Origin of the sequence: Viridibacillus sp. NPDC093762 (assembly GCF_050279675.1) — a bacterium.
Lineage (GTDB): Bacteria > Bacillota > Bacilli > Bacillales_A > Planococcaceae > Viridibacillus.
Genome location: NZ_JBNNUK010000006.1, coordinates 38,681 through 64,847, shown reverse-complemented (window position 1 = coordinate 64,847; position 26,167 = coordinate 38,681). Strand labels below are relative to the sequence as shown.

The 26,167-nt window shown below is 38.3% G+C and carries 28 protein-coding genes and 2 other annotated features; of the genes, 25 read left to right on the top strand and 3 right to left on the bottom strand.

Annotation, left to right across the window (positions count from 1 at the left end; all coding sequences use genetic code 11):
- Positions 1–22: 22 nt before the first annotated feature.
- Together corA and ACQKM9_RS09825 are read right to left on the bottom strand one after the other, a co-directional pair.
- Positions 23–985 carry a magnesium/cobalt transporter CorA gene (gene corA, locus ACQKM9_RS09830; protein WP_427734190.1) on the bottom strand — a complete coding sequence of 321 codons (963 nt, stop codon included), beginning with the start codon at positions 983–985 and terminating at the stop codon, positions 23–25.
- Positions 986–1,127: 142 nt separating this feature from the next.
- Positions 1,128–1,397, bottom strand: coding sequence for a hypothetical protein (locus ACQKM9_RS09825; protein ID WP_427734189.1), 270 nt, complete (start codon positions 1,395–1,397; stop codon positions 1,128–1,130).
- Positions 1,398–1,547: 150 nt separating this feature from the next.
- On the opposite strand from ACQKM9_RS09825, the gene ACQKM9_RS09820 reads away from it, so the two are divergent.
- The 6 genes from ACQKM9_RS09820 (at position 1,548) to radA (ending at position 8,301) form a co-directional block, all read left to right on the top strand.
- A complete protein-coding gene (locus ACQKM9_RS09820) occupies positions 1,548–1,853 on the top strand; it encodes a DUF4870 domain-containing protein (protein ID WP_427734188.1) in 306 nt (101 codons plus the stop codon).
- 345 nt (positions 1,854–2,198) lie between these two features.
- The gene (locus ACQKM9_RS09815) at positions 2,199–2,669 is read left to right on the top strand and encodes a CtsR family transcriptional regulator (protein WP_427734187.1); all 471 of its coding nucleotides are present in this window, start codon (positions 2,199–2,201) and stop codon (positions 2,667–2,669) included.
- Between the two features lie 66 nt (positions 2,670–2,735).
- A complete protein-coding gene (locus ACQKM9_RS09810) occupies positions 2,736–3,248 on the top strand; it encodes a UvrB/UvrC motif-containing protein (protein WP_427734186.1) in 513 nt (170 codons plus the stop codon).
- The gene (locus ACQKM9_RS09805; RefSeq protein ID WP_427734185.1) at positions 3,238–4,359 is read left to right on the top strand and encodes a protein arginine kinase; all 1,122 of its coding nucleotides are present in this window, start codon (positions 3,238–3,240) and stop codon (positions 4,357–4,359) included. The genes ACQKM9_RS09810 and ACQKM9_RS09805 overlap by 11 nt, the downstream gene beginning before the upstream one ends.
- On the top strand, positions 4,349–6,787 hold the full coding sequence (locus tag ACQKM9_RS09800) for an ATP-dependent Clp protease ATP-binding subunit (protein WP_427734184.1): 2,439 nt from the start codon (positions 4,349–4,351) through the stop codon (positions 6,785–6,787). The genes ACQKM9_RS09805 and ACQKM9_RS09800 overlap by 11 nt, the downstream gene beginning before the upstream one ends.
- A gap of 137 nt (positions 6,788–6,924) precedes the next feature.
- Positions 6,925–8,301 carry a DNA repair protein RadA gene (radA, locus tag ACQKM9_RS09795; RefSeq protein WP_427734183.1) on the top strand — a complete coding sequence of 459 codons (1,377 nt, stop codon included), beginning with the start codon at positions 6,925–6,927 and terminating at the stop codon, positions 8,299–8,301.
- A gap of 42 nt (positions 8,302–8,343) precedes the next feature.
- Here radA and ACQKM9_RS09790 read toward each other — a convergent pair whose 3' ends face one another.
- Positions 8,344–9,006 carry an acetate uptake transporter gene (locus tag ACQKM9_RS09790; RefSeq protein WP_427734182.1) on the bottom strand — a complete coding sequence of 221 codons (663 nt, stop codon included), beginning with the start codon at positions 9,004–9,006 and terminating at the stop codon, positions 8,344–8,346.
- A 310-nt stretch (positions 9,007–9,316) separates the two neighbouring features.
- Between ACQKM9_RS09790 and ACQKM9_RS09785 the strand changes: the two genes are divergently transcribed.
- From ACQKM9_RS09785 to rpoB, 19 genes are all read left to right on the top strand, one after another.
- Positions 9,317–10,417, top strand: coding sequence for a PIN/TRAM domain-containing protein (locus tag ACQKM9_RS09785; RefSeq protein WP_427734181.1), 1,101 nt, complete (start codon positions 9,317–9,319; stop codon positions 10,415–10,417).
- A 66-nt stretch (positions 10,418–10,483) separates the two neighbouring features.
- Positions 10,484–11,170, top strand: a complete 687-nt coding sequence (gene ispD, locus ACQKM9_RS09780; RefSeq protein WP_427734306.1) for a 2-C-methyl-D-erythritol 4-phosphate cytidylyltransferase — start codon at positions 10,484–10,486, stop codon at positions 11,168–11,170.
- Positions 11,171–11,172: 2 nt separating this feature from the next.
- Positions 11,173–11,649, top strand: coding sequence for a 2-C-methyl-D-erythritol 2,4-cyclodiphosphate synthase (gene ispF, locus ACQKM9_RS09775; RefSeq protein ID WP_427734180.1), 477 nt, complete (start codon positions 11,173–11,175; stop codon positions 11,647–11,649).
- 76 nt (positions 11,650–11,725) lie between these two features.
- Positions 11,726–13,186, top strand: coding sequence for a glutamate--tRNA ligase (gene gltX / locus ACQKM9_RS09770; RefSeq protein ID WP_427734179.1), 1,461 nt, complete (start codon positions 11,726–11,728; stop codon positions 13,184–13,186).
- Between the two features lie 49 nt (positions 13,187–13,235).
- Positions 13,236–13,457: a binding site (T-box leader), on the top strand.
- Positions 13,458–13,508: 51 nt separating this feature from the next.
- Positions 13,509–14,156, top strand: a complete 648-nt coding sequence (gene cysE / locus ACQKM9_RS09765) for a serine O-acetyltransferase (RefSeq protein WP_427734178.1) — start codon at positions 13,509–13,511, stop codon at positions 14,154–14,156.
- 6 nt (positions 14,157–14,162) lie between these two features.
- Positions 14,163–15,563 carry a cysteine--tRNA ligase gene (cysS, locus tag ACQKM9_RS09760; protein ID WP_427734177.1) on the top strand — a complete coding sequence of 467 codons (1,401 nt, stop codon included), beginning with the start codon at positions 14,163–14,165 and terminating at the stop codon, positions 15,561–15,563.
- Complete coding sequence (locus tag ACQKM9_RS09755) at positions 15,548–16,009, top strand: Mini-ribonuclease 3 (RefSeq protein WP_193737999.1); 462 nt, start codon at positions 15,548–15,550, stop codon at positions 16,007–16,009. Before cysS ends, ACQKM9_RS09755 begins: the two co-directional genes overlap by 16 nt.
- A complete protein-coding gene (gene rlmB, locus ACQKM9_RS09750; RefSeq protein WP_427734176.1) occupies positions 15,987–16,736 on the top strand; it encodes a 23S rRNA (guanosine(2251)-2'-O)-methyltransferase RlmB in 750 nt (249 codons plus the stop codon). The genes ACQKM9_RS09755 and rlmB overlap by 23 nt, the downstream gene beginning before the upstream one ends.
- 10 nt (positions 16,737–16,746) lie before the next feature.
- Positions 16,747–17,265, top strand: coding sequence for an NYN domain-containing protein (locus ACQKM9_RS09745; protein ID WP_427734175.1), 519 nt, complete (start codon positions 16,747–16,749; stop codon positions 17,263–17,265).
- Between the two features lie 62 nt (positions 17,266–17,327).
- Entirely contained in the window at positions 17,328–17,972 is a 645-nt protein-coding gene (sigH, locus tag ACQKM9_RS09740; RefSeq protein WP_427734174.1) for an RNA polymerase sporulation sigma factor SigH, read from the top strand.
- A complete protein-coding gene (gene rpmG / locus ACQKM9_RS09735; protein ID WP_427734173.1) occupies positions 17,969–18,208 on the top strand; it encodes a 50S ribosomal protein L33 in 240 nt (79 codons plus the stop codon). Before sigH ends, rpmG begins: the two co-directional genes overlap by 4 nt.
- A gap of 44 nt (positions 18,209–18,252) precedes the next feature.
- Entirely contained in the window at positions 18,253–18,438 is a 186-nt protein-coding gene (secE, locus tag ACQKM9_RS09730) for a preprotein translocase subunit SecE (protein ID WP_427734172.1), read from the top strand.
- A gap of 103 nt (positions 18,439–18,541) precedes the next feature.
- Positions 18,542–19,075: a transcription termination/antitermination protein NusG gene (gene nusG, locus ACQKM9_RS09725; RefSeq protein WP_053418529.1), complete on the top strand. Its 534-nt coding sequence runs from the start codon at positions 18,542–18,544 to the stop codon at positions 19,073–19,075.
- A 176-nt stretch (positions 19,076–19,251) separates the two neighbouring features.
- Positions 19,252–19,677 carry a 50S ribosomal protein L11 gene (gene rplK / locus ACQKM9_RS09720; RefSeq protein WP_053418530.1) on the top strand — a complete coding sequence of 142 codons (426 nt, stop codon included), beginning with the start codon at positions 19,252–19,254 and terminating at the stop codon, positions 19,675–19,677.
- A 129-nt stretch (positions 19,678–19,806) separates the two neighbouring features.
- Complete coding sequence (gene rplA, locus ACQKM9_RS09715) at positions 19,807–20,508, top strand: 50S ribosomal protein L1 (protein WP_053418531.1); 702 nt, start codon at positions 19,807–19,809, stop codon at positions 20,506–20,508.
- A 47-nt stretch (positions 20,509–20,555) separates the two neighbouring features.
- Positions 20,556–20,700 (top strand) — a sequence feature (ribosomal protein L10 leader region).
- Positions 20,701–20,732: 32 nt separating this feature from the next.
- Positions 20,733–21,233 carry a 50S ribosomal protein L10 gene (gene rplJ, locus ACQKM9_RS09710; RefSeq protein ID WP_427734171.1) on the top strand — a complete coding sequence of 167 codons (501 nt, stop codon included), beginning with the start codon at positions 20,733–20,735 and terminating at the stop codon, positions 21,231–21,233.
- A gap of 74 nt (positions 21,234–21,307) precedes the next feature.
- A complete protein-coding gene (gene rplL, locus ACQKM9_RS09705) occupies positions 21,308–21,667 on the top strand; it encodes a 50S ribosomal protein L7/L12 (protein ID WP_427734170.1) in 360 nt (119 codons plus the stop codon).
- Between the two features lie 77 nt (positions 21,668–21,744).
- Positions 21,745–22,344 (top strand): class I SAM-dependent methyltransferase, encoded by a 600-nt coding sequence (locus ACQKM9_RS09700; protein WP_427734169.1) that lies wholly within the window; start codon positions 21,745–21,747, stop codon positions 22,342–22,344.
- Positions 22,345–22,585: 241 nt separating this feature from the next.
- The gene (rpoB, locus tag ACQKM9_RS09695; protein ID WP_427734168.1) at positions 22,586–26,149 is read left to right on the top strand and encodes a DNA-directed RNA polymerase subunit beta; all 3,564 of its coding nucleotides are present in this window, start codon (positions 22,586–22,588) and stop codon (positions 26,147–26,149) included.
- The last annotated feature ends 18 nt before the right edge of the window (positions 26,150–26,167 follow it).

Sequence of the window (26,167 nt, the reverse complement as noted above, 5' to 3'; positions counted from 1 at the left end):
ATTGTGGGGAACCTGCGTTTTTTTATGGTTTAAATAAGTCGAACCAACCCTTGTATTTAAACCAAACTAACATGGATACGGCAATAAGAAGCATAATAGCTATAACGATAAAGTAGCTGTAATACCAATGTAATTCAGGCATATTTTCAAAGTTCATACCGTAAACACCTGCTATGAAGGTTAGTGGAATGAAAATAGATGAGATAATGGTCAAGATCATCATAATACCGTTCATGCGACTGGCATTCATAGACATATGACTATCCCGCATATCAGCGGTAAGTTCACGGTTGGATTCAACCATTTCTGTGAGTTTTATCAAATGGTCATGAATGTCGGCAAAGTAAGCACGTTCGGATTTGGTCAATGTAAAGCGTGCCGAGTTTAAAATACGATATACAAGGTCACGCATCGGTAAAATGGTACGACGAATATGAAGTAAATCACTACGCAAATCAAATACATAGCGCATAGATTTTGTGTTGCTTTGATAATTTAGCTCATCCTCAATCGTATTTAAATGGTCTTCAATGTTGTAGACCATTGGGAAATAGCTATCTACGATTTTATCTAGTGCTTGATAAGTGACGAAAATAGCACCACTTTTCCAATACTGTGGTTGATCATTTATACGCGAACGGACGATATCAAATTCAGGAACTGGCGATTTATGAAAAGTCACAACAAATTTTTCGGAAACGAACATATTAACCTCTTCGGCTTCAAAGGTCTCTTCGTTTAACTTATGCGCAACTAAAAATTGGTAGTCGTCATAATAATCGAGTTTTGGTCGTTGTAATCGCAATAAACAGTCTTCAATAGCTAGTGGATGAAAGTGAAAGAATGTGTCTAGCAGTAGTTCTTCCTCCACAGTAGGTTCATCAAAATCAATCCAATACCATTCAAAAGAATTATTTCGTATCTCCTCTAGCGGAAAATCCATTTTTAGTTCTTGATTATTAGTAATGCCAATGGTTCGAATCATAGATCGTCCTCATTTCAACTAGTGTATAACTATCCTCTCATAAACGGTGTCGTATTGTCACGAGAAGAAGTTGAATGAAACATAAGATAAATAATAAAGAGGGCGCTTATGCATAGCGGCCCTCTTTTATATTTTATGGTATTTAGTTATCACTTAGGAAAAGGCTTGATATAAATTGACCTCTATGACTTTTATCGGTTGAGTCTTCTCTAGTATTCTGATCTTGATACAGGACATCAGACTCACTTATTGAATTGATGATTTTTATTTTATGCTCAATGGTTTTAGAGCATGAGGAAGTTTTAGATTCGCAATCATTAGAAAATGAATTTTTCAATAAACAATAAGGCATTGCAATGAAAATGATTAAGCATAGTGCGATGCTACCGATGAATAATAATGCTTTTTTCAAAGGAAAAACTCCTCCCTTTCTTTTGTTACTTCAGAGGACGAATCGAAATAAAGAATGTTCCTCTTTTGATGAGAATATGAAACTAATGAATTTCTGAATCGTATAAATAGAAAAAGAAGTATATTAATTTATGAAAGTGAGTTGCTCTAAATGGAATCAAAAGGATTAAAAGTGATTCTTCATGCAAGTGCATTTTTTGCTCCGTGTTTATTGCCAATCCTATTTTATATATTTATTGATGATCAACAAATTAAGCGTTTGTCCATTCAAGCGCTATTGTTCCAATTTGTTATGTGGGTATTAGTTATTGTATCAGGGATCTTTAGTTTTTTATTAATTGGACTTCCATTCTTAGTAGTCTTTTTGATTACGGGTGTTGTCGTTCCAGTAATAGGTATTGTGAAGGCTCTTAATGATACAGATTGGAATTACCCGATTGTTGGAAAATGGTATTAATACGAAAAAACCGCGATGGCACTTGCTATCGCGGTTTTTTGTTTGGGCCGAATATTAGATTGGTGAAACGGGTATCTTGAGACAGTAGAATGCTTTTTGTGCAACTGTTACGATGGGATGTCTAAGACTTATGTTGTCTTCCTTAAAACGAGTGTTTTTAGTACTTCTTCGGCTTATCCAGTGTCAGCAAGACTCCGAGGTATGGGTGCTTCTTGAGGCTAAACGGACACCTTTCACAATTCAATGAGCATTTCAATTGCGTGTTTTTTATAAGGCTGTGTATAATGTAGTCAAATATAGTCAAAGATAGTCAAAGTCAGTGATGCAAGCGAGGTGGAATTTGAAATGCGTAATATCTCTGACATAATAGAAGGTTATTTGAAAGAGGTTATCGAATTAGGTGGGAAAGGACATATTGAGATTAAACGGAGTGAAATTGCTGATAAATTTCAATGCGTACCCTCCCAGATTAATTATGTGATAAATACTCGATTTACCGCCGAGCGTGGCTATTTGGTTGAAAGTAAACGAGGCGGTGGAGGATATATACGAATTTTACGTGTCAAAGCTAGTTCAAAGTCAGATTTAATTGACCAAGTGATTGAGCAAGTAAACGAAGGTGCTTCACAAACTATGACGAATGATTTAATTTTCCGTTTAATTGACGAAGGGGTAATTACGAAAAGAGAAGCTAAAATGATGTTAGCAGCTCTTGATCGTTCTGTGTTACGAATAAATTTACCGGTACGTGATGAGCTTCGCGCGCGTATCCTACAAGCAATGCTACTGACTATAAAATATGACAAGCAATTGTAAAAGAGGTGCGAGGGTATGATTTGTGAAAACTGTAAACAAAGACCGGCCACTATCACGGTGACACAAATGAAGAATGGCAAAAAAACGACAAGGCATTTCTGTGAAGTGTGCAATAAACAACTTGATTCTTTCCATTTGAACCTCGACTTTAATGCTGATCCAATTTCAATGCATAAACTTTTTTCAAATTGGTTTGGTACACCGAGTTGGTCAGTTGCAGCACCAAATGTAAATGAGCAGAAAACGCAGGAACAGGAGAATTGTCCTGAATGCGGTATGACATACCATCAATTTTTGAACGAGGGGAAATTTAATTGCCCTGGATGTTATGAAACTTTTAAAGAGCAGCTACCTCAGGTCTTAAAACGGTTGCATAATGGAGCCGTGGAACACGTTGGAAAAGTGCCAGGTTCTATTAATGAGCTATATCAATTAAAAAGACAAATTGAGGCAATTCGTTTGGACATGAAAGTGGCCATAGAGGAAGAGCGGTTTGAAGATGCAGCAACTATGCGGGATAATGTCCGTGCTCTTGAAAAAAAGTTGCAAGTAGGAGGTGGGTCTCAAGGTGAACATTGAGCACTTTTTACACAATCCAACGACCAATTGGATGCAAGAAGAAGGACAATATGGTGATATCGTCATGAGTACTCGTATCAGGTTAGCGCGTAACTTAACAGATTTCTGTTTTCCAAGAGCTTTTTCTGATGAAGAGGCAATGCAAATTGATAAAGCTGTTTCGAATGTATTGATTGATGCAGATGATGAGGAAGAACAACATTTTCAGTTCTCTTATTTTTCTTTGCATGACATGCCTGCATTACAGCGTAAAGTATTAGTAGAAAAGCATTTAATCAGTCCTCAGCTTGCAGAGAAAGAGAGAGTTGGATCGGTTTTACTGTCAAAAGATGAATCGATTAGCGTAATGATTAATGAAGAGGATCATATTCGTATTCAATGTTTACAGCCAGGGTTACAAATAGAAAAAGCTTATGAAAGTGCCGATCAGATTGATCGTCTATTAGAGCATCATTTACCGTATGCTTTTGATGATACATTTGGTTATTTAACAAGTTGCCCTACAAATACAGGAACAGGTTTGAGGGCGTCTATTATGATGCATCTACCTGCATTAACTATGACAAACCAAATTGGTTCTCTCATAAGTACGATGCCACGACTTGGTATGGTTGTGAGAGGAATGTATGGTGAGGGGACGGAATCGGTAGGCAATTATTATCAAATCTCCAATCAAATCACACTTGGTAAATCAGAAAAGGATATTTTATTAGACTTACAAAGTGTAACTGAACAAATAATTCAAAAAGAGAAAGAAGCACGTACAGCATTAATAGAACATGCATCAATTGCTTTAGCTGATCGTCTCAATCGTTCATTGGGAACTTTACTATATGCCAGAATTTTAACCAGCGAGGAAGCAGCAAATTGTTTATCTAACGTTCGATTGGGTATATATTTGGGTATAATCCAGAATATACCTATTGCTGTATTGAACGAATGTATGCTTTATATGCAGCCGGGCTTTTTACAACAACATGCAGGTACTACACTTCAACCAAATGAACGAGATGTGTATCGGGCAAATTTGTTGCGAGAACGATTGCAATGTAATAGAGAATTAAAAAAAGGTCATTTTGACGAAGAGGGAGAGGATTCTTATGATGTTTAATCGATTTACTCAACGCGCACAAAAGGTGCTTCAACTGGCACAAGAAGAAGCTATTCGTATGAAACATGAATCAATCGGTACAGAGCACATTTTACTTGGCTTAATTCGTGAAGGTGGCGGTATAGCAGCTAAAGCGCTTGAAGCAATTGATATTAGCTCTGAAATGATAGAAGAAGGTATTGAGGAGTTAGTTGGTGTAGGTACAAAAGACGTTGGCCCAATCGTACATTACACACCTCGTGCAAAAAAAGTAATCGAACTATCTGTCGATGAATCACGTAAACTAGGTCACTCGTATATCGGTACAGAGCACTTATTATTAGCCCTTATTCGTGAAGGAGAAGGCGTAGCAGCTCGTGTTTTAAACAATGCGGGAGTTAGTTTAAATAAAGCGCGTCAACAGGTGTTACAACTGTTAGGTAGTCACGATCATGCACAAAATGCAAATAGTGCTACACAAGCTGCAAGTACACCAACTTTAGATAGCTTGGCACGTGATTTGACTCAAGTTGCAAGAGACGGTAGCTTAGATCCAGTGATTGGCCGTAGTAAGGAAATTACACGAGTTATTGAGGTACTATCTCGTCGTACTAAAAACAACCCAGTTTTAATCGGGGAACCAGGTGTTGGTAAAACGGCAATTGCGGAAGGCTTAGCTCAACAAATCGTAAACAATGAAGTACCTGAAATTTTACGTGACAAACGTGTTATGACACTTGATATGGGAACAGTCGTGGCGGGTACAAAATACCGTGGTGAATTCGAGGATCGCTTGAAAAAAGTGATGGATGAAATTCGCCAAGCAGGTAATGTTATTCTCTTTATTGATGAACTTCACACATTAATTGGAGCAGGTGGAGCAGAAGGTGCAATTGATGCATCGAACATCTTGAAGCCATCGCTAGCACGTGGAGAATTACAATGTATCGGTGCAACAACATTGGATGAATATCGTAAATACATCGAAAAGGATGCTGCATTGGAGCGTCGTTTCCAACCAATTCAAGTCGATGAACCAACTGTTGAGGAAGCCATACTAATTATTAAAGGTTTACGTGACCGCTATGAAGCGCATCACCGTGTGAAAATTACGGATGAAGCCATTGATGCGGCTGCGAAAATGTCGGATCGCTATATTTCGGATCGTTTCTTACCAGATAAGGCTATTGATTTAATTGATGAAGCTGGATCTAAAGTAAGGTTGCGTTCTTATACAACTCCTCCAAACTTAAAAGAACTTGAGCAAAGACTAGAAGCGATTCGGTCAGAGAAAAACGCATCTGTTCAAAGTCAGGAATTTGAAAAAGCGGCTTCGCTTCGCGATACTGAACAAAAATTAAAAGAAGAATTAGAATCTACAAAGAAATCGTGGAAAGAAAAACAAGGTAAAGAAGAATCAAAAGTAACTGTTAATGACGTGGCTGAAGTTGTTTCTGTGTGGACGGGGATACCGGTATCGAAGTTAGCACAAGAGGAATCAGCAAAATTACTTAACCTCGAAGAAGAGCTGCACAAACGTCTTGTTGGTCAAACTGAGGCAGTAGAAGCCATCTCTAGAGCAATTCGCCGCGCGCGTGCAGGCTTAAAAGATCCGAAGCGTCCAATCGGTTCATTTATTTTCCTTGGACCAACGGGGGTTGGTAAAACGGAACTTGCTCGTGCGTTAGCAGAAGTAATGTTTGGTGATGAAGATTCTATGATCCGAGTTGATATGTCTGAGTATATGGAAAAACATTCGACTTCAAGACTTGTCGGCTCACCTCCAGGGTATGTAGGGTTTGAAGAGGGCGGTCAGTTGACAGAAAAAGTCCGTCGTAAACCATATTCTGTTATTTTACTTGATGAAATTGAAAAAGCACATCCAGATGTCTTCAATATTCTATTACAAGTATTAGAAGATGGTCGTTTAACAGATTCTAAAGGACGCGTAGTAGATTTTAGAAATACAGTTGTTATCATGACATCAAACGTAGGTGCTTCAGAACTACAATATAGAAAATCACTCGGTTTTAGCTCAGCTAATGCAAAAGACATACACAAAGATAATAAGAGTGTTACAATGTCAGAATTGAAAAAAGCATTCCGCCCTGAGTTCTTAAACCGTATTGATGAAATGATTGTCTTCCATGCATTGCAAAAAGAAGAATTAACGAAAATTGTTGCACTGATGGCAAAACAATTGACAAAACGTTTGCAAGAACAACATATCGAACTAGAATTAACGGACGCAGCTTTAGATAAAATCGCTAAAGAAGGCTATGATCCACAGTATGGTGCTCGTCCTTTACGTCGAGCAATACAAAAACATGTGGAAGACCGTTTATCTGAAGAGATTTTAAAAGGCACAGTGTTAACAGGTCAGCGTGTCATTTTCGATGTTGAAAACGATGGATTTGTTGTTAATATTAAAGAGTTTGTAACCAAATAATTCATTCTAACGATGAAATTGTGTAATTCGCTACTTATTTCATCAAAGGTCTGAGTAAGCAGGGCATTCCGAACAACATGTTTGGAGTGCCTTGTTTTATAATAGAAAGAACAATAGAAGTATTACTGGGAGGAAATATGGTTAAAAAGAAAACGAAATTTTTATGTAATTCTTGTGGCTATGAATCACCTAAATGGATGGGAAGATGTCCAGGGTGTGGTGAATGGAATAAGATGGTAGAAGAAGTAGAAGTCATTTCTAAAGGGCCTAGAGGAGCGTTTCAGCACTCATCAAGTACTTCTCAAAAGGCTATGCCTATTATTTCGATTGAGACAGAAGATGCTCCTAGAGTTGAAACAGAACTAAATGAATTGAATCGTGTACTTGGTGGAGGCGTAGTACCAGGTTCTTTAGTGTTAATTGGTGGCGATCCTGGAATCGGTAAATCTACACTACTTTTGCAAGTTTCGGCGTTGCTCTCTAATAAAGGTCATAGGGTACTCTATATTTCTGGTGAGGAATCTATTCGTCAAACAAAATTACGTGCGGAGCGACTGGGTGTGAAGTCTGCTGAGTTATATATTTACTCTGAAACGAATTTGGAGTTTTTAAATCAAACAATAGAGGAAGTTCAACCAAAGTTTGTCATTGTTGACTCCATACAAACCGTGCATCATCCAGAGATAACTTCTGCACCAGGTAGTGTATCACAAGTGCGTGAGTGTACTGCTGAGTTAATGCGTATTGCTAAGACAAAAAATATTGCCATTTTCCTTGTTGGGCATGTAACAAAAGAAGGGCAAATAGCAGGCCCGCGTATTTTAGAACATATGGTAGATACGGTTCTTTATTTTGAAGGAGAGCGTCATCATACGTATAGAATATTGCGTAGTCAAAAAAACCGATTTGGGTCAACGAATGAAATTGCCATTTTTGAAATGTTACAGGGTGGTTTAAAAGAAGTATTAAATCCTTCTGAATTGTTCTTGCAAGAACGTTCGCAAGGAGCTGCGGGTTCTAGCGTCGTTGCCTCAATGGAAGGAACACGCCCAATACTAGTTGAGATCCAAGCTTTAGTTACGCCTTCAAGCTTTAACTATCCGAAACGTATGGCTACAGGCATTGATCAGAACCGTGTGTCGTTGTTGATGGCAGTACTTGAAAAACGTATGGGTATGTTGCTACAAGCCCAAGATGCGTATATTAAAGTCGCGGGTGGCGTAAAATTAGATGAACCGGCAATAGATTTAGCAGTCTTAACAAGTATTGTTTCAAGCTATCAGGACCGTGCTGTGAGTGCAGGAGACTGTATTATAGGTGAAGTAGGTTTAACAGGTGAAGTGCGTCGTGTATCGCGTGTGGAGCAGCGTGTACAAGAGGCTGCGAAGCTAGGCTTTAAACGTGCAATTGTCCCGGCTTCTAACATAGGAGGTTGGGATTATCCAGCAGGTATTGAAGTAGTTGGGGTAGAGACGGTAAACGAGGCGCTGAAACTTTGCTTCCGTGATTTATGATGTAGGGAAAGAAAGCGACAACCAAAAGGTTGTCGCTTTTTTCTAAAATGATTGGTTATTTGTTTGTAAGTGAGCCGTTTTTTCTTTTTCTACTGGTTTAGTAATAATTCCGAAGGGTTTACCTAAAGGTAAAAATTCAAAACCAAAATGTTTGTTCAAAACATTTGCGCCAGCACCGTATAAAGATAGGATTGCAATGCCAAACTCAGAATAAGCCGCTAAAAGGTACATGCCGTGTTCCATGATGCCAAGTGAACTCAGTGATAAGCCAACGAATAAAAAATTGATTAAGAAGAAAATGAAGAATAGTACTTTATTTGTTTCTAATGCACCGATGGTCATGAATATTGTAAAAACAAGGTATCCTATGTAGACGAAACCTAATTGATGTACATCAGCACTTTCTTGTAACGTTAATCCAAAGGTTCCAGATTGAACAAACCAAGTTGTAGCCACTGCCATCCAAAAAAGTCCATAAGCTCCGAAAGCAGTAGTACCAAATGTATTATTATGCTTAGAATCTAGTATAGAGGCATAAAATTGTGCTATACCACCTAAGAATATTGCCCAGGGAATGAGGAGCCCTACACCTTCAGTCCACCCTAATTTTTGAGATGAGGCTACAAGTGTAACGATGGCCAGTCCGAAAAGTCCGATGCCTGATGGATCTGCAGTTGTAATTTTAATGTTTTTTGTTTGATTCATAACAATCCTCCTGTGTTGCGTTGTAAATTTTCTCGAACATGAAGATTGTAACCGATTTCAAGAAATGTGACATAGAGATGTCACATTTGACTAAAGGATGGTCATTAACAGGAGGGATTTCTGTTGTAAAGAGCATATTTCGTTTAATTTATAAATTCAGTTTTTTGCGTAAAAAGTTGTTTTTTCTAGAGGATTGAAAGTGGAAAGTAGAAAAAACAAGCAATTTAATTGATTTGAATTGTCCAAGGGGTTTGCCGAGCAAATAAAAGGGAAACTATGTATAATTAAAACTATTAAGGAGGTGTTCATTTTGTTGAAAATAGTTATTCAAGTTGCTTTCTTATTTATCGGAGGTACATTGGGTTTATTATTTTTACCGCCATTATACGAATTCATTCATTTATCCTCAAACCCATGGCTAAATAATCCATATGTGTCAGTTACAATTGGCGCATTCATTTTATTTGGATTTTCATTTTTATTTTCCGATTCATGTGTCCGTTTTATTCGTTGGATGGAAGACAAGTTATTGAAAGCTCCAGTTGGTGATTTGTTATTTGGTACATTAGGTTTGATTGTAGGATTAATTGTGGCGTATTTTGTTGGGTTTTCGATTGATAGTATACAACTTCCAATCATTACGACAGTTTTACCGATCTTGTTATCTATTGTTCTTGGATATTTAGGATTTCAAGTAGGTTTTAAAAAACGTGATGAATTGCTTCAGGTTTTTTCGGCAGCAAGAGCAAGTAATTTAGCTAAAAAGAAAAGTTCTGATGAAGTGGCTTCAGAAACACCGGCAACCTCTTATAAGCTACTAGATACGAGTGTTATTATTGATGGGCGTATTGCTGATATTTCGAGAACTGGTTTTATAGAAGGTACATTAGTCGTTCCACAGTTTGTATTAACAGAATTACAACATATTGCAGATTCGTCAGATACACTGAAACGTACCCGCGGTCGTCGAGGTCTTGATATTTTGAGAACTTTACAGGATGAACGAGCAACGGATATTTTAATTACAGAAGTGGATTTTGACGATATTCAAGAAGTGGATTTAAAATTAGTTCGTTTAGCTAAAAAAATGAGTGGGCAGATTTTAACCAACGACTTTAATTTAAATAAAGTATGTGATCTCCATAATGTTGCGGTCCTAAATATTAATGATTTAGCCAATGCAGTGAAGCCTGTCGTTATTCCAGGTGAGGAAATGCATGTAGTTGTAATCAAGGATGGTAAGGAACACAATCAAGGTGTTGCTTATTTAGATGATGGTACAATGATTGTCGTTGAGGAAGGAAAATCTTATATTGGGCAAGCAATTGTAGTCGTTGTGACGAGTGTTTTACAGACTTCTGCTGGTCGTATGATTTTTGCAAAACCAAAAAATGGCGGTAAAGCAGCATAATAGAAAACAAAAAGAGACAGGGCATTTTGCCTTGTCCTTTTCCATGAGTAGGACGTGAAAATTTTGATGCAATATGATGTTATTTTACCTGCAGCTGGTAGCGGTAAGCGTATGGGTGCGGGACATAACAAATTGTTCTTAGAACTACGCGAAAAGCCAATTTTAATCCACACACTCGAGGTCTTTGAACAAGACTCTGCATGTAAGGGGATTTGGTTAGCGGTAAAGCCTGAAGAACGAGAATATATCCAATCTCTCCTTGTGAAATATAATATTAAAAAAGTTAAAGCTTTACCGGATGGTGGAGCAGAACGCCAAGATAGCGTGTATTCTTGTGTTAAAAAAGTAGAAGATGGTGAAATTGTACTCGTTCATGATGCTGCTAGACCGTTTATCACAATTCCGGTTATTCACAAGCTAGTAGAGGCTGCAGAAGAGAAGGGCGCAGTAATTGCTGGTGTGCGTACAAAGGATACGATGAAAAAGGTTGAAAATGGTGTCATAGTTGAGACGGTAGATCGTTCTAACTTATGGATGATTCAAACGCCTCAAGCATTTCAGTTTACAATTTTACAAGAAGCAGAACATGCAGCAGAGAAGGATCAATTCTTAGGAACTGATGAGGCAATGTTAGTTGAACGTTTAGGACAAGTCGTACATATTGTTGAAAGTAGCTACGACAACGTTAAAATAACAACAAAAGAAGATTTAGTATTTGGAGAGGCGATTTTAAGCCAACGTATAGGAGGATAACTATGTTTCGAGTAGGACAAGGGTTTGATGTACATGCATTTGAAGAAGGCCGACCATTAATTATCGGAGGTATTACAATTCCTCACGAAAAAGGTTTAGTAGGTCATTCGGATGCTGATGTTTTATTACACACAATAACGGACGCTGCTTTGGGTGCAATCGGTGAAGGGGATATCGGTCGTCATTTCCCAGACACAGATCCTGCATTTAAAGATGCTGACTCAGCAAAGTTATTAGAATATATTTGGAAAATTGTTGAAGATGAAGGATATGTACTGGGTAATGTAGATTGCACAATTATGGCACAACGACCTAAAATGGCACCATATATTGAACCTATGCGTAATCGAATTGCAGAACTCTTAAATGCAGAACCTAATCAAGTAAATGTCAAAGCAACAACAACTGAAAAACTAGGATTCACAGGTCGCGAAGAAGGAATTGCTTCAATGGCGACTATTTTACTAATAAAAAAATGACTTCCTTTAAATTTTAAACTTGCAGTGGTAAAATGAACGAAGTGAATTTTTGCAGGAAAACTAGGAGGATTATATCATGACTAAAAAAGTTCGTGTTCGTTATGCACCAAGCCCAACAGGACATTTACACATTGGTGGCGCACGTACAGCTTTATTTAACTATTTATACGCAAGACACCATAACGGAGATTTCATCGTTCGTATTGAAGATACAGATATTGAGCGTAATATCGAGGGTGGCGAAGCTTCTCAATTAGATAATTTAAAATGGTTAGGTTTGGAGTATGATGAATCAGTTGATATCGGTGGACCTTATGCACCGTATCGTCAAATGGAGCGTTTAGACATCTATCGTGACCATGCGCATCAATTAATTGAAAAAGGTATGGCTTATAAATGCTTCTGTACTTCAGAAGAATTAGAAGCTGATCGCGAAGTACAAAAGTCAAATGGTGTAGCTGCTCCAATGTACAATGGGAAATGCCGTCATTTATCTGCTGAAGAAGTTGCAGCAAAAGAAACTGCTGGTGAAGCGTTCACAATCCGTATGCGCGTTCCTGAAGGCGTTACATACAAATTCGATGATTTAGTTCGAGGTGAGGTATCATTCGAATCTAAAGATGTTGGTGAGTGGGTACTAGTCAAAGCAAATGGAATTCCAACATATAATTATGCAGTTGTATTAGATGATCACTTCATGGAAATGACTCATGTATTCCGCGGTGAGGAGCATTTATCAAATACACCAAAACAATTAATGATTTTTAATGCGTTTGGCTGGGAAGCTCCAAGCTACGGTCATATGACTTTGATTGTTAATGAAAATCACAAAAAATTATCAAAACGTGATGAATCTATTATCCAATTTGTTTCACAATATCGTGATCTTGGTTATTTACCAGAAGCAATGTTCAATTTCTTCGGTTTATTAGGCTGGTCACCAGAAGGCGAAGAAGAAATCTTCTCTAAAGAAGACTTCATCCGTCTATTTGATGAAAAACGTCTTTCAAAATCTCCATCTATGTTTGATAAACAAAAATTAACATGGATGAACAACCAATATATTAAAAAATTATCTCATGAAAAAGTAGTAGAACTGGCATTACCACATTTACAAAAAGCAGGTCTATTGCCAGCTGAATTAACAGAAGAGCAACATGCTTGGGCATCTGGTTTAATCGGCCTCTATCATGAACAAATGAGCTTTGGTGCTGAAATTGTTGAGTTATCTCAATTGTTCTTTACGGATGAACTTGCATATAATGAAGAAGAAAATGAAATATTAGCTGGTGAACAAGTTCCAGAAGTAATGGCTTCATTCAAAGTACAATTAGAAGGTTTAGAAGAATTTGAACCAGCAGCTATTAAAGCAGCTATTAAAGCAGTGCAAAAGGAAACTGGCCACAAAGGTAAAAATCTATTCATGCCGATCCGTGTTGCTACAACAGGCGAAATGCATGGCCCAGAGCTTCCAAACTCAATAGCATTACTAGGTAAAGAAACAGTTATTAAACGTGTAGAAGAATTTATCAAGTAATTTAGTTTGCTTTTTTCCAGCTTCATTGTAAAATGAAGCTACTATCGATAAAAAAGCGTTGAAGAGGAGAAGTATGTAGAGCAAGCTCTGTAGAGAGGACCATCACCGGCTGAAAGTGGTCTGAGCCAATGTACTACAGAAATGCACCTCAGAGCACTGAGTTGAACGTTAAGTAGGCTTAGTCGGTAAGTCACCGTTATAGACTTTAAGCGGGAAGTGTTTTTTAATACTTCCAACCAGAGTGGAACCGCGCATATCCAGCGTCTCTGTCCTATAGGGCAGAGGCGTTTTTATTTTGAAAAAAGAGGGGAGCTTTGAATAGATGTTCAAAACTATAAGGGAAGATGTTGCGACGATTTTTGAAAATGATCCTGCTGCACGAAGCACCTTGGAAGTTGTGTTAACTTATTCTGGTTTGCATGCGGTTTGGGGACACCGCATTGCACATGCTTTTTACAAGAGGAAATTTTACTTTATGGCACGTTTTATCTCTCAGGTAAGTAGATTCTTCACGGGGATTGAAATTCATCCAGGTGCAAAAATCGGTCGACGTTTCTTTATTGACCATGGAATGGGCGTTGTTATTGGAGAGACATGTGAGATTGGCAATGACGTCACCTTATATCAAGGTGTAACACTTGGTGGTACAGGAAAAGAGAAGGGGAAACGTCACCCGACACTAGAAGATAATGTACTTGTTGCAACAGGTGCTAAGGTGCTTGGTTCTATAACGATTGGTGCAAATAGCAAAATTGGTGCAGGTTCTGTTGTGTTAAAAGCCGTACCTCCCAATGCTACAGTCGTTGGTATTCCAGGGAAAATTGTCATTCAAGACGGTATCAAAGTAGAGAATAAACAAAAACTAGATCATCAAAATATTCCAGATCCAGTAGAGGATCGTTGTTCTACGTTAGAACGGAAAATAGAAGAACTTCAAAAACAGATTGTACTAAGTGAAAAGGAGATGTAGATTACAATGGGTGTTCAAATTTTTAACTCATTAACTCGACAAAAAGAGGATTTCGTACCACTTGAAGAAGGAAAAGTGAAAATGTATGTGTGTGGTCCTACTGTTTATAACTACATTCATATCGGGAATTCTCGTCCTGTAATTGTATATGATACGGTTCGTCGTTACTTAACTTATAAAGGCTTTGAGGTAACGTATGTATCAAATTTCACGGATGTAGACGATAAAATTATTAAAGCGGCAAATGAACTTGGTGAAGATGTATCAGATTTAACAAATCGCTTTATTCAAGCTTATTTTGAGGATATTACAGCATTAGGTTGCCAAAAAGCAGATTCACATCCACGTGTTACGGAGCATATGGATCAAATTATTGAATTTATCGCTGTACTAATTGAAAAAGGTTATGCCTACGAATCTCAAGGGGATGTTTATTATCGTCCGCGTAAATTTGCAGGTTACGGAAAACTTTCCCATCAGTCTGTAGATGATTTGAAAGTTGGTGCCCGCATCGAAACTGGTGACAAAAAAGAAGATGCTTTGGACTTTGCTCTTTGGAAAGCCGCTAAACCAGGTGAAATCTTCTGGGAAAGTCCATGGGGTCAAGGTAGACCAGGCTGGCATATTGAGTGTTCTGTAATGGTACATGAGCATTTTGGTGATACTATTGATATCCACGCAGGTGGGCAAGATTTAACATTCCCGCACCATGAAAATGAAATAGCTCAATCTGAGGCATATACAGGCAAGCAATTTGCGCGTTACTGGATGCATAATGGCTATATTAATATCGACAACGAAAAAATGTCTAAGTCACTCGGTAACTTCATTCTTGTAAATGATATTCGCAAGCAAATTGACCCTCAAGTTTTAAGGTTCTTTATACTATCAGTACACTATCGCAATCCAATTAACTTTGCGCAAGATTTAGTAGAAGCTGCAGCTGCGGGATTAGAACGTATCCGTACTTCTTACAACAACTTGCAACATAGATTAACTGCAACAGCTAATTTAGGGGAAGAAAAAGACGAGTGGTTAGCAAATATTGCTGAAGTAAAAGGACAGTTTGAACTTGCTATGGATGATGATTTTAACACTGCAAATGCAATTGCGGCGCTATTTGAGTTATCAGCAACCGCCAATAAATATTTACTTGAACCAAATACGAATGAAGAAGTATTAACGAAATTTGCCGATACTTTAAGTGCGTTAGCTGATGTACTCGGAATTGAATTAGATATAGCAGAAGAATTATTGGATGAAGAGATTGATGCGCTTATTGAAGAACGTATTCAAGCTCGTAAGAATCGTGATTTTAAACGTGCTGACGAAATTCGTGATCAACTAAAAGAGATGAATATTATTTTAGAGGATACACGCCAAGGCATTAGATGGAAACGAGGTTAATGGCAGTGGGAGAGCTTCGCAACCAAGATGTCAAACAATTAAATGCATTGGCGTTGGCGTATATGGGAGATGCTGTATTGGAAATCGCAGTACGTGAGCATCTGTTACGCTCTGGACGCGTCAAACCGAATATTCTTCATAAAGAGGCAACGCATTATGTTTCTGCAAAGGCTCAGTCAAGTGTTATTCACCGAATGATGGATGAAGAGTTTTTTTCAGAAGAAGAAATGGCGGTCCTAAAACGCGGTCGCAATGCAAAATCAGGCTCGGTACCAAAGAACACTGATGTCCAAACATACCGCTATAGCTCAGCGTATGAAGCTGTAATTGGCAGCTTATATTTAACAGGTCAAATGGATCGAGTAAATGAAATAATCCAATATACAATTGATATTATTGAAGAATCAAAAGGAGTGTCAAAAGATGACGGAAGAACAGTCAAATGAGATGATTGCCGGGAAAAACCCGGTATTAGAGGCACTTCGTGCAGCAAGAGAAATGAATAAAATTTGGATTGCAGAAGGTGTTCAGCACGGTAGCTTAACGGAGCTTCTTGCATTAGCGAAAGAACAGGGAATTATCGTACAATTCGTTCCGAAGAAAAAATTAGATCAGTTAACAGATGCTAATCACCAAGGGATTGTGGCATCTGTTGCCGCTTATAAATATGCTGAATTAGATGACTTGTTTAAATTGGCAGAAAGTCGTGGAGAAGATCCGTTTTTCCTTATTCTCGATGAATTAGAAGATCCGCATAATTTAGGTTCTATTATGAGAACTGCAGATGCAGTGGGTGCCCATGGTATTATCATTCCAAGACGTCGTGCAGTTGGCTTAACGGCTGTTGTAGCGAAAGCGTCTACAGGCGCGATTGAACATATTCCAACTGTTCGTGTTAATAATCTTTCGCAAACGGTAGATGAGTTAAAAAAACGTGGTGTTTGGATTGCGGGAACAGACGCAAAAGGCTCAGCAGACTATCGTAAAATGGATGCAACTTTGCCACTAGCGGTTATTATCGGTAGTGAAGGAAAAGGTATGAGTCGTCTATTAACAGAAAAATGTGATTTCCTATATAATTTACCAATGGTGGGTCGTGTTACATCGCTAAATGCATCTGTTGCTGCTGCTTTATTGATGTACGAAGTATTGCGTAAACGCCAAGAAGTTTAAGGTGAATGCCATGAATATACTGTTGGTTGATGGTTATAACATTATTGGTGCTTGGGAAGAACTCAGAAGATTAAAAGAGCAAAGGCTAATAGATGCGAGAGACCGACTGGTAGAAATGATGGCAGAGTATAAGGCGTATTCTGGCTGGCGCGTCATTGTTATCTTTGACGCGTATCTCGTGCCAGGAATTGAAACAAAAAATATACAGCATGACGTAGAAGTTATATATACGAGAGCTAGAGAAACTGCGGATGAAAGGATTGAAAAGCTTACTGCTTCTTTAATTAGTAAAAGAGTCCGTATTTATGTAGCAACATCTGATATGACAGAGCAAAATGTCGTATTCGGACATGGGGCGTTAAGAAAATCTGCTAGAGAATTAGAAATTGAAATGCAATCTACACAATCTAAAATCACGCAAACAGTAAGGGATATTCAAGTGCAAAGGCCCAGTTCTAAGATACAATTAAGAGATGATATTGCTGCAAAGTTTGAGTTATGGCGAAGAGGAAATAAAATGAATGATTGACTCATATTTTCCAATTCCGGTATACTGTTTTTAACAATGCTAGCGCAATTGGAGTGATACTATTGATTATTAGCGATCATTTACACTTGAAGCAGCAACAACAATATGAGCAATTTACCGACGAAGAGCTAGTGGGAATGGTCCATAGTGGTGATAGTGAAGCGTTAGACTTCCTCATTACGAAGTATAAATCATTCGTTCGTATGAAAGTGAAGTCGTATTTTCTCATTGGTGCTGATAAAGAGGATATTGTGCAAGAAGGTATGATTGGACTTTACAAGGCTATTCGCGATTTTAAAGGAGATAAGTTATCCTCTTTTAAGGCTTTCGCGGAACTATGTATTACACGTCAAATCATCACTGCAATAAAAACTGCAACTAGACAAAAGCATATTCCACTTAATTCATACATCTCATTGGACAAACCAATTTTTGATGAAGAATCCCAGCGCACGTTAATGGATGTGTTAACGGGTTCGGTTGTCGACGATCCAGAGGAGCTTATCATTCATCGTGAAGAATTTAGCTACATGGAAGAAAAAATTGGCGAAATATTAAGTGATCTCGAACGTCAGGTGTTGGCACTCTATTTAGATGGACAATCTTATCACGAAATTTCCGCTGAATTGAACAGGCATGTGAAGTCAATTGACAATGCCTTACAACGCGTAAAACGGAAATTAGAACGTCATTTAGATATTGAATGATTGCAAGAATGCTAGCTGTAGGCAAGTTGACAGTAGTTGTGATAGGTGTTAGTCTTTATAAGGACAAATGCCGAAAAGGTGATAAAATGGCAAAAAAAGTCGTGCTTAGCTGTGAAAAGTGTGGTTCAAGAAACTATTCACTTCCTGCATCTAAAGACAGTGCAACTGCAAGGATGGAACTGAAAAAATATTGTTCTCACTGTAATGAACATACATTACATAAACAAACTAGATAATACGATTCGATTTGTATATATGATTTTATTCGGGGGTTAGTTAAATGGGTAAGATTAGTAGCTTTTTCCGCGGCGTTATGTCGGAAATGCAAAAAACAAGCTGGCCTAAGCGTAAAGAACTTACGAAATACACAATTGTTGTTATTTCAACTTTACTTTTCATGGCTGCATTTTTCATGTTAGTAGACTTAGGGATTTCTAAATTATTCCGCATGTATTTGGATTTATAATTGAATTAATGTTAATATTTTTGAAATGGCCCGTGAATGATCTGTAACGGGTTTTTTCATTTGCCTTTAGCGAAGGAGGGAAGGACGAGTAGTCCTATCTATTATGGAAAAAAATTGGTATGTAGTTCATACTTACTCTGGTTATGAAAATAAAGTTAAAGCAAACCTAGAAAAACGTGTTGAAACAATGGGTATGCAAGATAAAATTTTCCGCGTTATCATTCCTGAACAACAAGAGACGGAAGTAAAAGATGGCCGCAAAAAAGAATATATGCGTAAAACATTCCCTGGTTATGTACTAGTGGAGTTAATTATGACAGATGATGCATGGTACGTAGTGCGTAATACACCAGGTGTTACTGGATTTATCGGTTCATCAGGCGGTGGGGTAAAACCTACACCATTATTACCTGAAGAAGTTGAATTCATCCTTAAACAAATGGGTATGCAAGAGAAATCACTTGAAATCGATTTCGCTATTGGCGATTTAGTTGAAGTGCTAGAAGGACCGTTTGCTCATTTCCAAGGTAAGGTCGAAGAGATTGTTGCTGATAAAGGAAAAGTTAAAGTAACTATTGATATGTTCGGTCGCGAAACTAAAATGGAATTAGACTACGATCAAGTGTTAAAAGTATAATTGACAATTATACTTGCCTTAGAATGTTAAAAGTGGTATCATTTCAAAGGTCAGACTGTCATTTTATTATGGACTGGCATTTTTATTTTTAATGTTATCGGAATAAGCCGACAGACAGATATTGAGTGGGAGGGGCAACCCAATTACCACATCACGGACTTAAGGAGGTGTGTCTCGTGGCTAAAAAAGTTATTAAAGTTGTAAAACTTCAGATTCCAGCTGGTAAAGCAAACCCAGCGCCACCGGTAGGTCCTGCATTAGGTCAAGCAGGTGTTAACATCATGGGATTCTGTAAAGAATTCAACGCTCGTACTGCGGACCAAGCAGGTTTAATCATTCCAGTAGAGATTTCTGTATTCGAAGATCGTTCATTCACTTTCGTTACAAAAACTCCGCCGGCAGCAGTTTTACTTAAAGTAGCAGCTGGTATCCAATCAGGATCAGGTGAACCTAACCGTAAAAAAGTAGCTACAGTGAAACGCGATAAAGTTCGCGAAATCGCTGAAACTAAAATGCCAGACCTTAACGCTGCAACAGTTGAAGCAGCTATGTTAATGGTTGAAGGTACTGCGCGTAGCATGGGTATTGTTATCGAAGACTAATCCCATTACTTGATAGAAGTATTGTTTTTTGAGGGTTGCGAATGTTTCTAATAGTCATATTTGAAACTCGCAGCCTTTATTCGTGGGAGGTTTATTCCGCTACAACCACAATCAAGGAGGAAATTTAAAATGGCTAAAAAAGGTAAAAAACTGCAAGATGCAGCTAAATTAGTAGACCGTACTCAAGTGTATTCTGTACAAGAAGCAGTTGAATTGGCTAAAAAAACAAGCACTGTTAACTTTGATGCAACTGTTGAAGTAGCATTTAACTTAAATATTGATACACGTAAAAATGACCAACAAATCCGTGGAGCAGTAGTACTTCCAAACGGAACTGGTAAAACTCAACGCGTATTAGTTTTCGCTAAAGGCGAAAAACTTAAAGAAGCTGAAGCAGCTGGTGCAGACTTCGCTGGTGATGCTGAATATATCGCTAAAATCCAACAAGGATGGTTTGACTTCGATGTAATCGTTGCAACTCCTGATATGATGGGTGAAGTTGGTAAATTAGGTCGCGTATTAGGACCAAAAGGCTTAATGCCAAACCCTAAAACTGGAACAGTTACTTTCGACGTTGCTAAAGCAATCGCTGAAATCAAAGCTGGTAAAGTTGAATACCGTGCTGATAAAGCTGGTATCGTTCACGCTCCAATCGGTAAAGCTTCATTCGAAGCTGATAAATTAGCTGAAAACTTATCAACTCTAGTTGATGTAATTATTAAAGCTAAGCCTGCTGCAGCTAAAGGTACTTACATGAAATCAGTACACGTAACAACTACAATGGGACCATCAATCAAAGTTGATGCTTCTACTTCAGTTGCTGCGAAATAATTTTTGATTGACAAACGGCATCATATTTTGGTATGATGTACAACGTTGTGAATCATCCATTTGTACCGTAGACCGTAGGGGCAAGTAATTGCTTAATCAACCTACCGAGGACAAAGGAACTCAGACTCTTATTTAAGATGATGACTTTCCGCCTCTTTGTCTACATAGACAGGAGGCTTTTCTTTTGTTGGTATAAATGACCCATTCTTATAGGAGGTGTCAAAATGAACAAAGCAGTTGAAGCTAAACAAGCTGTCGTTCAAGAAATCGCTGACAAGTTCAAAAGCGCTGCATCCGTAGTAGTTGTTGACTATCGTGGTCTTTCTGTTGCTCAAGTAACAGAACTACGTAAACAACTTCGCGAAGCTGGTGTTGAATTCAAAGTATACAAAAATACTTTAGTACGCCGTGCTACTGCAGAAGTTGAACAAGAAGAACTTAATGAATTCCTTACAGGTCCAAACGCAATCGCATTCTCAACTGAAGATGTAATTGCTCCTGCTAAAATCATTAACGATTTCGCAAAAGCTAACGAACAACTTGAAATTAAAGCTGGTCTTATCGAAGGTACATTTGCATCTGCTGAAGATGTTAAAGCATTGGCAGAACTTCCATCACGCGAAGGTCTACTTTCTATGCTATTATCTGTGCTTCAAGCACCAGTACGCAATTTCGCTCTTGCAACAAAAGCTGTTGCAGAACAAAAAGAAGAGCAAGGCGCTTAATTTTAAGCGTAGCTTAATCTTCTCGGCATAATATGCCAAAACAAAACTAATATTCCGTATAGGAGGAAATTATAATGAACAATGAACAAATCTTAGAAGCTATCAAAGCTATGACAGTTCTTGAATTAAACGATTTAGTAAAAGCAATCGAAGACGAATTCGGTGTTACTGCTGCTGCTCCTGTAGCTGCTGCTGGTGGTGCTGCTGCTGCAGTAGAAGAAAAAACTGAATTTGACGTAATCCTTGCTTCTGCAGGCGAATCAAAAATTAAAGTAATCAAAGTGGTACGTGAAATCACTGGTCTTGGCTTAAAAGAAGCTAAAGAAGTAGTAGATAACGCTCCTAAAGCTATTAAAGAAGGCGTTTCTGCAGCTGACGCTGAAGAAATCAAAGCTAAACTTGAAGAAGTTGGCGCTAGCGTAGAAGTTAAATAATTTCTACTTTCTATTTGAAAAAAGCTCGTCAATTATGACGGGCTTTTTCTTCATTTTACGTGATGGAGGGCATTTTCTTGTCAGAACATTATTATTCAAAAAAACCTCAAGTCGGAAGTAATCCGAGTAAATGGAAATTCACTCTTCGGGGATTTTCTTTTGTATTTGAAACAGATGCAGGGGTTTTTAGTAAAAGCGAAGTAGATTTTGGCTCCCGTGTGTTAATTGATAGTTTTGAAATGCCTAATGTTGAAGGGTGTATTTTGGATGTGGGATGTGGCTACGGTCCGATCGGCTTGTCTATTGCAAAAAGTTATCCTGAACGGGTCATTCATATGATGGATGTTAACGAACGTGCGGTTTCATTAGCGGAGAAAAACGCTGAGGTGAACGGGGTACAAAATGTGCAGATTTTTGAGAGCGATGGACTTTCCGCTGTTCAAGAAGAACAAGTCGCTGCCGTTATGACAAATCCTCCGATCCGAGCGGGAAAAGATACAATCTTCCGTTTTTATGATCAAGCTTTTGAAAAACTTGTGGATAACGGTGAGTTGTGGATAGTTATTCAGAAGAAGCAAGGTGCACCATCGACTATTGCGCATTTAGAAGAGAAGTTTACTGAAGTAACAGTCGTAGAGAAGAAAAAAGGCTATTGGATTATCAAGGCCAAAAAATAATCTGTTAAAGTTTATAGATTGACTTGACAAATTAGCTGTGATATTATAATAAAATGCAAAAATATTAATTTGAATAGGTCTGTCCTTTTGTATAAAAACTATATCAATATGGTTAGACTTTTCAAAGTTATGTTTGGTTAATCGAAAATGAGCTCTTTAACGAACTCGTTTTCTTTTTGTCTTTCGATATCATACACCATTTGTATGATTTCGCAAAGACCTATTATCGCTTTATTGAGGGGTGAATGAGTTGACAGGTCAACTAGTTCAGTACGGACAACACCGCCAGCGTAGAAGCTTTGCGCGTATTAATGAGGTGCTGGAACTTCCGAATCTAATTGAGATTCAAACCGCATCTAACGAGTGGTTTCTTGAAGAAGGTTTACGTGAAATGTTCCGCGATATTTCACCGATTGAAGACTTTACAGGGAATCTTTCACTTGAATTCGTCGACTACAGTCTCGGAGAACCGAAATATGATGTCGATGAATGTAAAGAACGCGATGTTACTTACGCTGCACCATTACGTGTAAAAGTACGTTTACACAACAAAGAAACAGACGAAGTGAAAGAACAAGAAGTATTTATGGGTGACTTCCCACTTATGACTGAAACTGGCACTTTCGTTATCAACGGCGCAGAACGCGTTATCGTTTCACAATTAGTTAGATCACCAAGTGTATACTATCACGATAAAACAGATAAAAACGGTAAAAAAGGCTTCGGCGCAACAGTGATTCCTAACCGTGGAGCATGGTTAGAGTACGAAACAGACGCAAAAGATGTTGTCTATGTTCGTATCGACCGTACACGTAAATTACCTGTAACAGTACTTTTGCGTGCTTTAGGTTTTGCTTCAGACCAAGAAATCATCGAGCTTATTGGTGATAACGAATATTTACGTAATACTTTAGAAAAAGATAACACTGAAAGTACAGAGAAAGCGTTGTTGGAAATTTACGAACGTCTACGTCCGGGTGAACCACCTACAGTAGAAAGCGCTAAAAACCTCTTGTACTCACGTTTCTTTGACCCAAAACGCTATGATTTAGCTAATGTTGGTCGTTATAAAATGAACAAAAAGCTTGATATTAAAAATCGTCTATTCAATCAAACAGTGGCAGAGACACTAGTTGATCCTGAAACAGGTGAAATTTTAGTTGAAGCTGGAACTTTAATCGATCGTCGTGTACTAGATCGCTTAATTCCACATCTAGAAAAAGGCATTGGCTTCCAAACAATGTCTAAAGTTGCAGGCGTTTTAGAAGGCGACGTTTTAATTCAAGAAATTAAAATATTTGCACCTAATGATGAAGCGCAAAAAGAAATTAAAGTAATCAGTAATGCATACGTAGAAGAAGAAGTGAAACATATCACTCCTGCTGACGTAATCGCTTCTGTATCTTACTTCTTCAACTTATTATATGGTGTTGGTAACACAGATGATATCGATCATTTAGGTAATCGTCGCTTACGTTCTGTAGGTGAATTATTACAAAATCAATTCCGTATCGGTTTATCTCGTATGGAACGTGTTGTACGTGAACGTATGTCGATTAACGATACACAATCTATTGTTCCACAACAATTAATCAATATTCGTCCTGTAATTGCTTCTATCAAGGAATTCTTTGGTAGTTCTCAATTATCTCAATTCATGGACCAAACAAACCCGTTAGCTGAATTAACGCACAAACGTCGTCTATCAGCTTTAGGACCTGGTGGTTTAACTCGTGAACGTGCTGGTTTCGAAGTACGTGACGTTCACTACTCACACTATGGTCGTATGTGTCCAATTGAGACTCCTGAGGGTCCAAATATTGGATTAATTAACTCACTTTCAAGTTTCGCGAAAGTGAATAAATTTGGCTTCATCGAAACACCTTACCGTCGTGTTGATCCTGAAACAAGTCGAGTTACTGGTCATATCGATTATTTAACTGCAGACGAAGAAGACAACTACGTAGTAGCACAAGCGAATTCAATCTTAAATCCAGATGGTTCATTTGCTAAAGAAGAAGTTGTAGGTCGTTTCCGTGGTGATAATACTATATTCAAACGTGAAAACGTTGACTACATGGACGTATCACCAAAACAAGTTGTTTCTGCTGCGACAGCATGTATTCCTTTCTTAGAAAACGATGACTCTAACCGTGCTCTAATGGGAGCGAACATGCAACGTCAAGCTGTTCCATTATTAAATCCAGAGGCGCCATTCGTTGGTACTGGTATGGAACACGTAGATGCACGTGATTCTGGTGCTGCAGTAGTTGCAAAATACCCAGGTATTGTTGAACATGTTGAAGCTCGCTCTATTCACATTCGTCGCATTGAAGAAATCGACGGTAAAGAAGTAAAAGGCGACTTAACTAAATATAAATTACAGAAATTCATTCGTTCTAACCAAGGTACAAGTTATAACCAACGTCCAATTGTTAAAGTTGGCGACCGCGTAAATCCACGTGATATTCTTGCTGATGGTCCTTCAATGGAATGTGGCGAGCTAGCTCTTGGCCGTAACGTAGTAGTTGGCTTCATGACTTGGAACGGTTATAACTATGAAGATGCCGTAATCATGAGTGAACGTCTTGTTAAAGATGACGTTTATACATCTGTTCATATTGAAGAATATGAATCAGAAGCTCGTGATACTAAATTAGGACCTGAAGAAATCACTCGTGATATTCCGAATGTTGGTGAAGAAGCATTACGCAATCTTGACGAACGTGGAATTATCCGTATTGGTGCTGAAGTTAATGATGGAGATATCCTTGTAGGTAAAGTGACTCCTAAAGGTGTAACTGAATTGACAGCTGAAGAACGCTTATTACATGCAATCTTCGGTGAAAAAGCACGTGAAGTACGTGATACATCGCTACGTGTTCCTCATGGTGCAGGCGGTATTGTTCTTGATGTTAAAGTCTTCAATCGTGAAGATGGCGACGAATTACCTCCAGGCGTTAACCAACTTGTACGCGCATATATCGTTCAAAAACGTAAAATTCGCGTAGGGGATAAAATGGCCGGACGTCACGGTAACAAGGGTGTAATTTCTCGTATTCTTCCAGAAGAAGATATGCCATTCCTTCCTGACGGCACACCAATTGATATCATGTTAAACCCACTTGGTGTACCATCACGTATGAACATCGGTCAAGTATTAGAGCTACATTTAGGTATGGCAGCTCGCTACTTAGGCGTTCACATGGCAACACCAGTATTTGATGGTGCCAACGAAGAAGATGTTTGGGAAACGATGGAAGAAGCGGGTATGAACCGTGATGGTAAAACAATTCTTTATGATGGACGTTCAGGTGAACCTTTTGATAACCGAGTATCTGTTGGTGTCATGTACATGATCAAACTTGCTCACATGGTTGATGATAAACTTCACGCACGTTCAACAGGACCATACTCATTAGTAACGCAACAACCATTGGGTGGTAAAGCTCAATTCGGTGGACAACGTTTCGGTGAGATGGAAGTTTGGGCTCTTGAGGCTTATGGCGCTGCTTATACTCTTCAAGAAATCTTGACAGTTAAATCCGATGACGTTGTAGGTCGTGTGAAAACATACGAAGCAATTGTTAAAGGTGAAAGTGTTCCAGAACCAGGCGTACCTGAATCATTTAAAGTATTAATTAAAGAACTTCAAAGTTTAGGTTTAGATGTGAAAATGCTATCAATTGACGACGAAGAAATTGAGCTTCGTGACATGGATGAAGATGAAGATCTTCAACCAGCAGACGCGCTTAATATCTTACCGAGCGCTGATGAAGAAGCACCAGTAGGATCTGTTGAATAATTATAAATAACAAATAAT

Excerpts from the sequence above, each read along its gene's own strand:
- corA (WP_427734190.1), bottom strand. The coding sequence starts at position 985 with ATGATTCGAACCATTGGCATTACTAATAATCAAGAACTAAAAATGGAT.
- ACQKM9_RS09820 (WP_427734188.1), top strand. The coding sequence starts at position 1,548 with ATGGAATCAAAAGGATTAAAAGTGATTCTTCATGCAAGTGCATTTTTT.
- ACQKM9_RS09815 (WP_427734187.1), top strand. The coding sequence starts at position 2,199 with ATGCGTAATATCTCTGACATAATAGAAGGTTATTTGAAAGAGGTTATC.
- ACQKM9_RS09810 (WP_427734186.1), top strand. The coding sequence starts at position 2,736 with ATGAAGAATGGCAAAAAAACGACAAGGCATTTCTGTGAAGTGTGCAAT.
- ACQKM9_RS09800 (WP_427734184.1), top strand. The coding sequence starts at position 4,349 with ATGATGTTTAATCGATTTACTCAACGCGCACAAAAGGTGCTTCAACTG.
- radA (WP_427734183.1), top strand. The coding sequence starts at position 6,925 with ATGGTTAAAAAGAAAACGAAATTTTTATGTAATTCTTGTGGCTATGAA.
- ACQKM9_RS09790 (WP_427734182.1), bottom strand. The coding sequence starts at position 9,006 with ATGAATCAAACAAAAAACATTAAAATTACAACTGCAGATCCATCAGGC.
- ispD (WP_427734306.1), top strand. The coding sequence starts at position 10,484 with ATGCAATATGATGTTATTTTACCTGCAGCTGGTAGCGGTAAGCGTATG.
- ispF (WP_427734180.1), top strand. The coding sequence starts at position 11,173 with ATGTTTCGAGTAGGACAAGGGTTTGATGTACATGCATTTGAAGAAGGC.
- gltX (WP_427734179.1), top strand. The coding sequence starts at position 11,726 with ATGACTAAAAAAGTTCGTGTTCGTTATGCACCAAGCCCAACAGGACAT.
- cysE (WP_427734178.1), top strand. The coding sequence starts at position 13,509 with ATGTTCAAAACTATAAGGGAAGATGTTGCGACGATTTTTGAAAATGAT.
- cysS (WP_427734177.1), top strand. The coding sequence starts at position 14,163 with ATGGGTGTTCAAATTTTTAACTCATTAACTCGACAAAAAGAGGATTTC.
- ACQKM9_RS09755 (WP_193737999.1), top strand. The coding sequence starts at position 15,548 with ATGGAAACGAGGTTAATGGCAGTGGGAGAGCTTCGCAACCAAGATGTC.
- rlmB (WP_427734176.1), top strand. The coding sequence starts at position 15,987 with ATGACGGAAGAACAGTCAAATGAGATGATTGCCGGGAAAAACCCGGTA.
- ACQKM9_RS09745 (WP_427734175.1), top strand. The coding sequence starts at position 16,747 with ATGAATATACTGTTGGTTGATGGTTATAACATTATTGGTGCTTGGGAA.
- rpmG (WP_427734173.1), top strand. The coding sequence starts at position 17,969 with ATGATTGCAAGAATGCTAGCTGTAGGCAAGTTGACAGTAGTTGTGATA.
- secE (WP_427734172.1), top strand. The coding sequence starts at position 18,253 with ATGGGTAAGATTAGTAGCTTTTTCCGCGGCGTTATGTCGGAAATGCAA.
- nusG (WP_053418529.1), top strand. The coding sequence starts at position 18,542 with ATGGAAAAAAATTGGTATGTAGTTCATACTTACTCTGGTTATGAAAAT.
- rplA (WP_053418531.1), top strand. The coding sequence starts at position 19,807 with ATGGCTAAAAAAGGTAAAAAACTGCAAGATGCAGCTAAATTAGTAGAC.
- rplJ (WP_427734171.1), top strand. The coding sequence starts at position 20,733 with ATGAACAAAGCAGTTGAAGCTAAACAAGCTGTCGTTCAAGAAATCGCT.
- rplL (WP_427734170.1), top strand. The coding sequence starts at position 21,308 with ATGAACAATGAACAAATCTTAGAAGCTATCAAAGCTATGACAGTTCTT.